Raw genomic sequence first — 12,703 nt, forward strand, 5'->3', positions numbered from 1 at the left:
TAAAACAATGAGTTTTACTGTTAGTTATTATCAGTCTTCAAAAAAATATGATCCACTATTAACTATTGGCTATACATTAGCAGGTATTTTGGCCGCAATAATTTTGGGTATCATCTATTCATTTATCTCTTATATTTCACCAATTGTAGTAATTAATATTGCTTTAGTTGGTGGGATGGGGTTTACATTAGCTTATATAACAAATAACCTTGCAAAGTTAGCAAAAGTAAGAAATACCATTGTTCACTTGTGTATGGCTTTTTTTATCTGTCTATTTGCCTATTATTCAAGCGTATGCACATTTGAAATTAACTTTATGTCGCTGGGTCCAAAGAGTTATATTAAGCTGTTTTTCAAACCGTTCACGGTATGTGACCTCATGTTTAATGGTATTCTTCCAATCCACAAAATAATCATCAGTAAAGGTGCAAGTACAGGTTATATTTCTGGTTCCATGTTGAAAATCTTATATTTAATCGAATTTCTTGCCTTTTTCTATCCATTACTTGCTGCATTTAAATTTAACGAATATTTTTGTGAAGATTGTCGAGTTTGGTATAGAAAATTCCGATTTTTCTCGTATAGTAATGAAAATTTAGAATCTAATATTACTAGCCATGTCACTAATAATTATGCTGATGTCTTATTGCAATCAACACTCTATGTTAATGAAAAATTACTTGCAAGCGAAGTTGACAAGTCAACAAAAACTATCGATGTTTTAGAATACCAATATTGTCAATGTCCCCAATGCAAGCAGAATAGTATTTTTAGCATAGAGAAAAAGAAATTAATGAGGAAAAATAAAAAAGAGTTTGATCTAAGAGATGTTAAAAAAGGAATTTTAGTTAAAAATGTCTATATCGATAATGAAACTAATGAATTATTAAAACAAGCTTGTGATCAATTATAATGATTTTACGGGGGCAAGGTGCCCCTTTTTAATGTTTCGGATAATGTCGACTTTTAATTGATCTAAAATACCAATATAATGCGGCATAAGCGATACCGGTTGATAAAAGGTCTGCCGTTGGTGATGCAGCCCAAACGCCATCTAAATCGAAGAATAATGGAAGAATATAAAGCGTTGGTAATAAAATTAAAAGTTGTCTTGAAAGGCTTAACAAAATAGAAATCTTTGCCATTCCGATACATTGGAAAAAACTAGTTGTTACCATTTGAAAGCCGACAAACGCAAATGAAAACGTAGTATAACGTAGTGCAATCGCGGATATTGCCACTAAATCGACATCAGAACTAAACGCTTTAACCAGCACGTCAGGCATAAAGCAACCAAATATAAAACCAACACTAGTAATTACTGTGGCAATTTTAACTGCATAGATAAACGTTTCCTTCACCCGGACATAATTTTTAGAGCCGTAATTATAACCAATAATCGGTTGCATACCTTGATTTACACCAATGACGATCATGATAATCAGTGTAATTAATCGGTTAGCATTAGAATAACCGGCGATCGCATCATCACTTGAAACATGTGAAATGGGGGCATAACGGGTTAACTGCCAGTTTATAAAAACAACTACCACTGAGGCGGCAACTTGCATAGCAAATGGTGACATGCCAATCGACAAAATCGACTTAATGTAAGTAAAATCGAGCCTAAAGTTACGACGATATAGCTTTATATTACTGTTTTTGCTAATAAAGTGCTGCATCACAAATAAAAAGCTTATGAACATTGCGAGAGTGGTAGCAAAAGCTGCTCCTCTCATTCCCCAACCTAAACCTATAATAAAAATTGGCGCTAAAATAATGTTGGCAATCACGCTAATAAACATGGTTACCATTGCTTTAAACGGATAGCCACTGGCGCGCATCATATTGTTATAATTAAATGTTAATGTGATAAAAATACTGCCCGGTAAAAATACTTCTAAAAACTCACGAGCATAAATATGGTTGGTTGGGCTTGAACCAATAAAGTGTAAAACAGGATCGATAAAATAGAGTAGTAAGGCTAAAGTGATACCACTAAGTACGGCAGTTAACATAAAAGATGTTCCTGCTACTTTTTCTGCTTTATCGATTTCTCCTCGGCCTAAAAAGATAGATATTCGGCTGGCAGAACCAATACCTACTAGCATGCCAATGCCGGCAGCAAGATTCATTACCGGTAAAATAATACCTGCGCCACTCAGTGCTTCACGACCAATCCAATGGCCAATAAAAATTCCATCAATAATATTATACAGCGTATTCACTGTTGTGCCGATAATAGATGGAAGCGCATATTGCCAAAACAATAAGCTGATTTTTTTATGTTTAAAATCATCATAAATATCGTGTGAGTTTGTCATTTTGATTCACATTGATAAAAGGTTAAAAGTTATAAAGAAGTTTTAGAACAAGGATACGTAAAGTATAAAATTGACAATAAGAATGTTGCTTAGTTTAGCAGAGTTATAAATTGATGATAGCACTTTTTTAGTGCTTTGTTAAAATAGACACTATTAAATTGTCGATCCAAATAGGAATCTCCATGAGCGTACAAATTGAGAATATAGTTCTACATAAATTAATTAGAAAAAGTGATACTGAAATTGAACTACAACTTCGTGACTCACTCCTCGGTAATGAACAAGCTGTTGCTAACTTGATTGAAGATATTAATAGAATTTACAACAATAAAAGTAAAGCATATGGTTTATTTAATAGTGAAAGTCTTTTTGAACAATCACTTAAAGAGTTACGTTTAGGTAATCAAAATTTTCTTAATTTTAGTCAAGAATCAACCAAACAGCTGCGTAATGAATTAGCCAAATATCCATTTGCAGAAGGTGGTACTGTTATTTTTTGCCACTATCGATACCTTGCCGTTGAATATCTAATTATTGCTGTATTAAATAGTTGCTTAAGCATGTTAGTTAATGAGGAGCTTAATATCTCTGAAACTCAGTATCTAGATATCGATCATGCGGATATTATTGCCCGTATTGATATTACTGAATGGCAAACGGCACCAGAATCAAAACGTTATTTAACTTTCTTAAAAGGCCGAGTAGGGCGAAAAGTATCTGATTTTTTCATGGATTACTTAGGTGCTAGTGAAGGATTAGATGCAAAAGCGCAAAATAAAACTCTTGTTAAAGCGGTAGATGATTACTGTCAAGAGATGCAATTTGACAAACAAGATAAAACCAATGCTCGTGAAAATGTCTATAACTATTGTCAAGCTCAATTACAAGCAGGGGAAGAGATAGAGCTGAAAAATCTTGCTAATGAATTACCAACAAGTGACGAAAATAACTTTATGGAATTTGTAAAAAATAGCGAATATGATTTAGAAGATACATTCCCTGCTGATCGTAGTGCCTTACGTCAATTGAAAAAATTCTCCGGTAGTGGTGGTGGATTAACCCTAAGTTTTAACTCCGATCTATTAGGTGAGCGTATAAAATGGGACCCACAAACTGATTCACTCGTTATTAAGGGCGTCCCACCTAATTTACGTGATCAACTTCAACGCAATAGTGGCTCAAACGAATAATTAGGGGAAAAATATGAAATACATTGGTGCACATGTGAGTGCAGCTGGTGGTGTGGATAATGCGCCAATAAATGCTTATCCAATTGGCGCAACAGCCTTCGCTCTATTTACTAAAAATCAACGACAATGGCATGCCAAACCGCTTGAAACTGCAGTGATTGATAGTTTCAAAAAACGTTGTGAACGCTATGGATTCACCAGTAAACAAATTCTACCTCATGATAGTTATCTAATTAATTTAGGTAGCCCTGACAGTGAACAACTTGAAAAATCACGCACCGCGTTTTTGGACGAAATGCAACGTTGTGAACAGTTAGGCCTAACTTTGCTAAACTTTCATCCAGGTAGTCATCTACAAAAAATATCGGTTGATGACTGTTTAGCGCGGATTGCCGAATCGATAAATATCACGCTAGATAAAACCAAAAGTGTCGTCGCTGTGATAGAAAACACAGCAGGACAAGGATCTAACCTAGGTTATAAATTTGAACATCTGGCACAAATCATCGACAAAGTAGAAGACAAAAGCCGTGTAGGTGTCTGTATTGATACCTGTCATGCCTTTGCTGCTGGTTATGACTTACGCAGCGAAAAAGCCTGCAAAGAGACCTTTGATGAATTTGAAAAAATTGTCGGTTTTAAATATTTACGTGGTATGCATTTGAACGATGCCAAAAGCGAACTTGCCAGCCATGTTGACCGTCATGACAGTTTAGGCAAAGGCACCATTGGTGAAGCTGCATTTAAATTTATTATGCAAGACTCACGAATTGATGAAATTCCACTTATTCTTGAAACTATTAACCCAGATATTTGGGCTCAAGAGATAGCATGGTTAAAACAACTGGAAAAATAATCAAATGCGAATCAAAAAAATACTAGCGATATGTTTATTTTTCTTATTAAGTTGTAGCTTTTATGCAATTGGCAATACACAAGAGCGATTAGAGATATTTGAACTTAATCTTGTTGATGATAGCGAGTCAAAATTCTATTTTGTATCGATACTCCAAGGCAGCCATATTACTATTTATGACAAAGATGGCAATAAAAAACAATCTATTCAACCAATATTTCCGGATAATGAGGATGGTTATAAAAAGGATAAATATCAATTACCTCAAAAATATCGACAAAAATTTTTGGCTGCCAGTGGCATATCCGAAACGGATAACTTATTCGTATATAATTATGAATATAATAAATTGTATAGTTTTCCTATTAGTAAATTAGAGGTATTTGCAATAAAGAGCGACTGTTTACCTACTGATGAAACAAATTATCAATTTGGATTTGCATTAGCGTTGAATCAACTACCTCAAGATTACGATCCTAATGATACAACGTTTGTTTATATTGGCAAGGAAAGTCCTTTTGCTCAAGAGCAACTAACTTTATTAAACTGGCAAAAAATTAGCGACAAAGAGTATAATTATTTAGCTCAAGCTTATGGATTACATTACTATTTAAGGCAATATCCTTCTCACCGCGATGATTATCCTAAATGTGGGAGACTAATGATTATGAATGAGAAGAATAAAATCTTACGTGATGATAACTATGTTTTCAGTTCGTTATACGGTGGTCTACCTTTAAATGGCAAAGATAAAGACCATGAATACCAAAAGCAATGGACGGGAAAATTATTTAAAAATAAACCATTAGTCGTGTTTGGGTTTTTCTCAAAGGCGTGGAAAGGGTGCCCAGTAATAGACTTTATTGATTCATCTTTTTCTCGTCATGGCATAAATCTACACTGCGATCGTCTTTATATGTGTAAATGATATGCCCTACAGGGCCAGATATTGATGAATTAATACATAGGGAAGTGAATAAAATGCCAATAAAGAAAATAATACCGATATGTATATTGTTCTTATTAAGTTGTAGCTTTTATGCAATTGGCTATACACGAGAGCAATTAGAGATATTTAAACTTAATCTTGTTGATGGTAGCGAGCCAAAATTCTATTTTGTTAAGTTACTCCAAGGTAGTCATATTGTTATTTATGACAAAGATGGCAATAAAAAACAATCTATTCAACCAATATTTCCTGATAATGAGGATGGTTATAAAAAGGATAAATATCAATTACCTCAAAAATATCGACAAAGTTTTTTGACTGCCAGTGGCATATCCGAAACGGATAACTTATTCGTATATAATTATGAATATAATAAATTGTATAGTTTTCCCATTAGTAAATTGGAGGTATTTGCAATAAAGGATGATTGTTTTCCTACTGATGAAACAAATTATCAATTTGGATTTGCATTAGAGTTGAATCAACTACCTCAAGATTACGATCATAATGATACTTACGATCCTAGTGATACAACATTTGTTTATATTGGAAAGGAAAATCCTTTTGCTCAAGAGCAACTAACTTTATTAAACTGGCAAAAAATTAGCGATAAAGAGGATAAAGAGTATTATTATTTAGCACAAACTCATGGATTACATTACTATTTAGCGACATTAGGGAAAGTGTGGGACCACCTTGAACGAGATTATTACCCTAAAATTGGGATATTAGTGGTTAAGGATAGCAAGAATAGCATCTTATTTAATCATGACTATTTTTCAACGACGATATACAGCACTCTACCTTTAAATGGCAAAGATAAAGATCATGAATACAAAAATCAATGGACGGGAAGATTATTTAAAAATAAACCATTAGTTGTGTTTGGCTTTGTCTCAAAAATGGGTTGCCCAGTGATAAACTTTATTGATTCATCCTTTCCTAGTTATGATATAAGATTACGTTGCGATCTTCGTTTTTATAGTTGTAAATAATATTAATTAAGAACAACTTTTTTAAGGAATAAGATAAATTATTCTTAAAAATGGCAAAAACGAACAGAATAAAACGACGATAAAAACGAGCCAATACATGAGATTTTAAACAACAGATGGTAAGGCGTAATCATTAGGGAAAACACACAATGAATTTGGTTTAGAGTATAAGTTAACGCCACTAGCATTATAGCGATGGATAACTTAAAGCACCGCTACACGTTCATCTACATTGTTTTACTCTAGATTAAATTATTCAAACTTTAGTGATAATAGGTTTTGATTCGCCGTAATGGTCAGATATTGATGAATTAATACATAGGGAAGTGAATAAAATGCAAATAAAGAAAATAATACCGATATGTATATTGCTCTTATTAAGTTGTAGCTTTTATGCAATTGGTTATACACGAGAGCAATTAGAGATATTTGAACTTAATCTTGTTGATGATAGCGAGCCAAAATTCTATTTTGTTAAGTTACTCCAAGGTAGCCATATTGTTATTTATGACAAAGATAGCAATAAAAAACAATCTATTAAACCTATATTTCCTAATATAGAGGATGATTGTAAAAATGATAAACATCAATTACCTCAAAAATATCGACAAAGTTTTTTGACTGCCAGTGGCATATCCGAAACGGATAACTTATTCGTATATAATTATGAATATAATAAATTATATAGTTTTCCCATTAGTAAATTGGAGGTATTTGCAATAGGGGGCGATTGTTTACCTACTGATGAAACATATTATCTATTTGGATTTGCATTAGCATTGAATCAACTACCTCAAGATTACGATCCTAATGATACAACGTTTGTTTATATTGGAAAGGAAAGTCCTTTTGCTCAAGAGCAACTAACTTTATTAAACTGGCAAAAAATTAGTGATAAAGAGGATAATTATTTAGCACAAGCTCATGGATTACATTACAATTTATGGACATTAGGGAAATCTCCTTGGTACCCAGATCATTACCCTGAATGTGCGGGTTTAGTGGTTAAGAATGATAAGAATAAAATCTTACTTGATGAAGTTTTAACTCAGCAATACAGCCTTCTACCTTTAAATGGCAAAGATAAAGATCATGAATACAAAAAACAATGGACGGGAAAATTATTTAAAAATAAACCATTAGTCGTGTTTGGGTGTTTCTCAATAATGGGTTGCCCAGTGATAGACTTCATTGATTCACCTTTTTCTAAATTTGACATAAAGCTACACTGCATAAATAAAAACAACTGGGTTGCCCAGTGATAGACTTTATTGATTCATCTTTTTCTAAATGTGACATAAAGCTACGCTGCGATTCTCGTTTTTATAGTTGTAAATGATATTAATTAAGAACAACTTTTTTAAGAAATAAGATAAATTATTCTTAAAAATGGAAAAAACGAACAAAATAAAACGGCGAAAAAGATGAGCCCATACTTGAGATTTTAAACAATAGATTGTGAGGCGTTATCAACAAGTAAAAAAGCGTAATGAATTTGGTTTAGAGTAAAAGTTACCGCCAGCAACATGGGTAAAAGTTAATAATAAGTCTCAATAACGTTGAGGCTTATAAAGGTAACTATTTAAAATCATTTGAAAATAATTTAATGATGGTATAGACTCCTCAATATTTTTTACAAGTTGTCGGATTTAATAGTTATATTGAAGAAATTGCATTAATATAAGGTTGTTTATTTTATTGCAAAAGATAATAACCGTTTAAAACAATCCTATTAGGCAGTCTTATTATTCAATTCACAAATAAGAGAAATTATTTCTGGCAAAATATCTAAGATTAGGGCTAATTGCTGCATAACCAGCAGATCATTATTGCTTTGGTCATCATTAATTGATAGTGATTCAATATAATCAGCAACCACTTTTTTCAATGGTTGATATTCAGAATCGATTTTTTGGTCACTTAGCATAGTAATTATATAAACCGATACATCATCAAAAATTTCCAAAGTATGCGCTGAAATACTTTTATCGCGATGTGCTCCCAAGGTGGATAGATAACTAATTAAGGTGTGATTAAGGGTCAATAATCTAAAACCTTGGTCAATCACATCTTGTTTAACGTGTGGCTCTTTAGTCATTAAGCTGATTAAGGAGGATAAATCTGCATTACTATCATGAGCTGCGCGTCGCGCGACACGGTATTTGGGATCATTAGTTTTACCTGAGACATACTGACTACCTATTACTGCTAAATAGTGGCTATCTTCGTGACAGACTCGATCTAGTAATTTAGGTAAATTCCTAAACTTCCAATCTGGCCAGATAAAACTTACAGCAAACCAAGCAATAAAACAGCCAATTAAGGTAGCTATAATGCGTGAAATAGCAACAGAGATACTGCTTTCACCGATTAAACTAAAACTGAAAAATACTAATAAGGTAATAAAGGCAGTGGCATAAGCATATTGTGAGTTTTTGAATAGGAAAAATAACCAACCAGTTATAATGATCAATACTAATTGCGCTTCAATACTTGGAAACAAGTAAGTTAAAGGAATACCGGCAATTATCCCTAAAATAGTACCAAAAACGCGCAATTTTAAGCGATATTTTGTAGTTGAATAGTTTGGTTGGCAAACAAATAAGCTGGTTAAAATAATCCAATAACCATGTGAAAGGTTAGAAAAATATATCACCATATACCCAACAAACAAAACAATACTCATACGAATAGCATGGCGAAATAGTGGCGATTTGATGGTTAAGTTTTGCTTAATTTTGGTAAAAATATCATGAAAACGGGTAAGTTCTTCATCAATTAACTGGTTATCTTCTTGGCTTTTCGATAAATGTTGTTCTGTATCGATATGGGCTAATAATAGATCAATAGCGAGCAAATTTTGATATAAATTTTGTAACGATTTAATGAGTAATAAATTAGCGTTAGTTTGTTGTTGATATTCACCTATTGCTTCTTCAAGATAGGTAAAGTAGCGAGCGAACAATGGATCATGTTGGTAAGTTTGATTTAACTTAATTGACAGAGCCAATTTAGCACAGGCTTTAGCTTGTAAATTTAAAATTCTTGCAAAGCGAAATAAAAGATCACTATGTTTAAAATGTTGGCTTAACGCTTTATAATCGCCATGTGATGAACTGGCTCGTTCATGAATATCTTGAGCGACAAAATAGTAACTGAGCATTTTTCTGATATAGGTTTGTCCACGAAAACCTTTAAGCCGATTAAATAATGAACGTTTAGCATCATTAAATACATTAATAACCTGAGTATTACAGGTCGTTAACTCAAAAGTTTGTCGCTTAAAACCATCGGTTTCATCAGGATCGAACATTGCGGCTTTTGCATCAAGATAAAAACTTAATTTCACAAAACAATGGGCTAAAGTTTGTTGTGTAGTGCGAATAGGTTGCACAATTGATTCAATTAGTGAAACAAGGTTATACCAAAGTGCTCCTAATAATAAATAACAAGGTAGAGTGTAATTATCAGCAAATAAATTATGCCCGAGCATGGTATAAGCTGCAATTAGTAATGAGCCAAAGGCAATAACACCATACCGTTGACCTAACGAACCAAGCATAATAAATAGAAACGTTGAGCTAACTAAGCCAATAATAAACAATAGTGGAGCATGGAACAGAAATTCGACCGAAAATGTCGCAATTGCAAAACAAATTAGTGTTAATAATATATTAATACAACGACTTAATAAGCGAGTATCTATCTCAGTCAAACCTGCTGCGACTACGCCCAATGTGAGAGGGATCACTAATGGTACAGAATCAAAGTACCATGGTACTAGAGTAGATCCAGTCAAACTAACCAGCATACGAATACTAAACAGTAAATTACTGCTATAAAAAACTTTGCGTAAGGATAGGATAAATGAATGCACGTTGTTTAGTGTTTGAGTTGAGTTTTCTTAATAATATTAAGAATACTATATTGTTATCATTAGCGAAAGCAAATAAGTATAATGATGATGCTAATTTAAATTAGTGGTTTACTGTTTTAGCTATCTATCTTATTTAAAATAGAAGTAATTTTATATTATCTGTTAATTTAACTGGCTGTAATTATAATCACGGCATAAGCAAATCAGATAGGCTAATAATTTTTTTTTATTATAAATTAATTTAAGAAAACGTTATATTATGCCTTTAAAAATCATTACAGGATGAAATCATGAAGAACTTATTTAAAGTGGTATCGGCGTTAGCATTGTTAAGTTGTGCTTGTCTAAGTGATGCTAAATTACCAGAATCAATCAAAATTGGTTCGGATACATCTTATGCTCCATTTGATTTTATAGATAAAAATGGTGAAATTACTGGTTTTAATATTGAAATTACCAAAGCACTTTGCGAAAAAGCTAATATTAAATGTGAATTTCAATCGACTGATTTTGATGCCTTAATTCCATCTTTATTGTCGCGTAAAATTGATATGATTTCATCGTCCTTAATGATGACTGAAAAACGTAAAAAACAGATTGCTTTTTCAGATGAAATTTTTCTTACTAATTCGCGATTAATTACTAAACAAGGTGCTGGTTTATTACCGACAGTTGAATCTTTAAAAGGTAAAAGAGTAGGGGTAGAACAAGGTACTTCGCAGGAACATTTTGTTAATGATAAATGGCGTCCCAATGGGGTCATTATTGTACCATATCAAAATCAATTGCAGGTGTTTTCAGATTTAGTTGCTGGTCGTTTAGATGCGGCATTACAAGATGAAGTGACGGGAAGTTATGCGTTTTTAAAACAACCACAAGGAAAAGATTTTGCTTTTGCCGGGGAAGTTCTAAACGATAAAGGCTATTTTGATGTTGGTGTCGGTTTAGGATTCCGTAAAAAAGATGATGAACTGCGTGAAGCTTTCAATAAAGCATTAGTTGAAATTTTAAATGACGGTACCTATCAAAAAATAAATGACAAATATTTTGACTTTAACGTTTATAGTAATAAAAAATAGTTCATGCAAGGTTATCGTTCTCTAATATTACAAGGTGCCTTGATCACTATTGAATTAGCGATTTTTTCGCTAATTCTTGCTATTATTATTGGCATTATTTGTGCACTCGGTAAATTATCAAAAAGGTCAGTATTACGACTAGCTTGTCAGGCTTATACATCATTGATTCGCGGTGTGCCTGATTTGGTTTTAATGATGTTGATCTTTTTTGGTCTTCAATTTTTATTAAATAACATTACCGATTTTTTTGATATTGATATGCTGGAAATTGATCCATTTCTGGCAGGCATTATTACGTTAGGTTTTATTTATGGTGCCTATTTTACTGAGACGTTTCGCGGTGCATTTCAAGCTGTTCCCAAAACATTAATTGAAGCTGCAACTGCATTAGGTATGAATAAATGCCACACCTTTATATATGTCAGGTTCCCATTAATGATGCGTTTTGCGTTACCTGGCATTGCTAATAATTGGTTAGTGATTTTAAAAGCCACAGCATTAGTATCGTTATTGGGATTGTTTGACCTTGTGAAAGCCACTAAAACAGCTGGTGAAGCAACATATCAACCGCTATTTTTTGCACTCATAGCTGGCGCTTTTTATCTATTTTTCACCTCTATTTCAAATATTATTCTATGGTGGCTTGAAAAGCATTATTCCACCGGTATCACTAAAGCTAAATTATAAAGAGCAATGTTATGTTAGAAATCCTTCAAGATTATTGGAAAGCTTTATTATGGTCAGATGGCTATCATATTACTGGATTAGCAATGACCTTGTGGATCTTGATTTTATCTGTATCTTTAGGTGGATTATTTGCATTAGTGTTAGCGGTTGGCCGTAATTCAAAACATTTTTTTATAAAATGGCCTATTTGGCTATTTACTTATGTTTTTCGTGGTACGCCATTGTATGTACAGTTATTAATTATCTACACGGGTATATACACATTAAGTTTTGTTAATCAACATCAATCTTTAAATGATTTTTTTCAAAGTGGGTTAAATTGTACTATTTTAGCTTTTGCTTTAAATACTTGTGCTTATACTACAGAGGTTTTTGCGGGTGCTATTCGCAACGTTCCTAATGGTGAAATTGAAGCTGCTACGGCACTTGGTTTTAATCGTTGCCAATTATATCGATACATTATTTTACCTAGAGCCTTTCGAATTGCATTACCAGCTTATAGTAATGAAGTCATTTTTATGTTGCATTCGACAGCTTTAGCTTTTACTGTGACAGTTCAAGATTTGATGAAAATTGCGCGTGATATCTATGCTGAAACTTATCAACCTTTTCATGCTTTTGGTATTGCGGCGGTGATCTATTTATGTGTGAGTTTTGTTTTAATTTTTGGTTTTAGACAACTTGAAAAACATTACTTGTTTTATATACATGTTGGTGGTTCAAAGACTTGTTAAAAAGTAACAGGC

The 12,703-nt window shown here is 32.8% G+C and carries 11 protein-coding genes; 9 read left to right on the forward strand and 2 right to left on the reverse strand.

Translation table 11 applies throughout. From position 1 onward, the window contains the following. The first annotated feature begins 7 nt into the window (after positions 1 to 7). On the forward strand, positions 8 to 913 hold the full coding sequence (locus tag H3T56_RS08230; protein ID WP_198192535.1) for a hypothetical protein: 906 nt from the start codon (positions 8 to 10) through the stop codon (positions 911 to 913). Between the two features lie 28 nt (positions 914 to 941). On the opposite strand, the gene H3T56_RS08235 is transcribed toward H3T56_RS08230, so the two are convergent. After that, positions 942 to 2,324 carry an MATE family efflux transporter gene (locus H3T56_RS08235; RefSeq protein ID WP_198192537.1) on the reverse strand — a complete coding sequence of 461 codons (1,383 nt, stop codon included), beginning with the start codon at positions 2,322 to 2,324 and terminating at the stop codon, positions 942 to 944. A 182-nt stretch (positions 2,325 to 2,506) separates the two neighbouring features. Between H3T56_RS08235 and yejK the strand changes: the two genes are divergently transcribed. The 5 genes from yejK (at position 2,507) to H3T56_RS08260 (ending at position 7,576) form a co-directional block, all read left to right on the forward strand. After that, positions 2,507 to 3,514 carry a nucleoid-associated protein YejK gene (gene yejK / locus H3T56_RS08240; RefSeq protein WP_065613239.1) on the forward strand — a complete coding sequence of 336 codons (1,008 nt, stop codon included), beginning with the start codon at positions 2,507 to 2,509 and terminating at the stop codon, positions 3,512 to 3,514. Between the two features lie 13 nt (positions 3,515 to 3,527). After that, positions 3,528 to 4,370: a deoxyribonuclease IV gene (nfo, locus tag H3T56_RS08245; protein ID WP_198192539.1), complete on the forward strand. Its 843-nt coding sequence runs from the start codon at positions 3,528 to 3,530 to the stop codon at positions 4,368 to 4,370. Positions 4,371 to 4,374: 4 nt separating this feature from the next. Next, positions 4,375 to 5,298: a hypothetical protein gene (locus H3T56_RS08250; protein ID WP_198192541.1), complete on the forward strand. Its 924-nt coding sequence runs from the start codon at positions 4,375 to 4,377 to the stop codon at positions 5,296 to 5,298. 53 nt (positions 5,299 to 5,351) lie between these two features. Continuing rightward, positions 5,352 to 6,314 (forward strand): hypothetical protein, encoded by a 963-nt coding sequence (locus H3T56_RS08255; protein WP_198192542.1) that lies wholly within the window; start codon positions 5,352 to 5,354, stop codon positions 6,312 to 6,314. A 335-nt stretch (positions 6,315 to 6,649) separates the two neighbouring features. Next, the gene (locus H3T56_RS08260; RefSeq protein ID WP_198192543.1) at positions 6,650 to 7,576 is read left to right on the forward strand and encodes a hypothetical protein; all 927 of its coding nucleotides are present in this window, start codon (positions 6,650 to 6,652) and stop codon (positions 7,574 to 7,576) included. Positions 7,577 to 8,046: 470 nt separating this feature from the next. Here H3T56_RS08260 and yccS read toward each other — a convergent pair whose 3' ends face one another. After that, positions 8,047 to 10,191, reverse strand: coding sequence for a YccS family putative transporter (yccS, locus tag H3T56_RS08265; protein WP_370545541.1), 2,145 nt, complete (start codon positions 10,189 to 10,191; stop codon positions 8,047 to 8,049). 290 nt (positions 10,192 to 10,481) lie between these two features. On the opposite strand from yccS, the gene H3T56_RS08270 reads away from it, so the two are divergent. From H3T56_RS08270 to H3T56_RS08280, 3 genes are read left to right on the forward strand one after another with little or no spacing between them, the layout of a single operon-like run. Then, positions 10,482 to 11,270 (forward strand): lysine/arginine/ornithine ABC transporter substrate-binding protein, encoded by a 789-nt coding sequence (locus tag H3T56_RS08270; RefSeq protein WP_065651877.1) that lies wholly within the window; start codon positions 10,482 to 10,484, stop codon positions 11,268 to 11,270. A 3-nt stretch (positions 11,271 to 11,273) separates the two neighbouring features. Further along, positions 11,274 to 11,957 (forward strand): ABC transporter permease, encoded by a 684-nt coding sequence (locus H3T56_RS08275; protein WP_198192545.1) that lies wholly within the window; start codon positions 11,274 to 11,276, stop codon positions 11,955 to 11,957. An 11-nt stretch (positions 11,958 to 11,968) separates the two neighbouring features. Further along, positions 11,969 to 12,691: an ABC transporter permease gene (locus H3T56_RS08280; RefSeq protein WP_065579205.1), complete on the forward strand. Its 723-nt coding sequence runs from the start codon at positions 11,969 to 11,971 to the stop codon at positions 12,689 to 12,691. Positions 12,692 to 12,703 lie beyond the last annotated feature (12 nt).

The sequence above is a fragment of the Gilliamella sp. W8123 genome, assembly GCF_016101085.1.
Taxonomy (GTDB): domain Bacteria; phylum Pseudomonadota; class Gammaproteobacteria; order Enterobacterales; family Orbaceae; genus Gilliamella; species Gilliamella apis.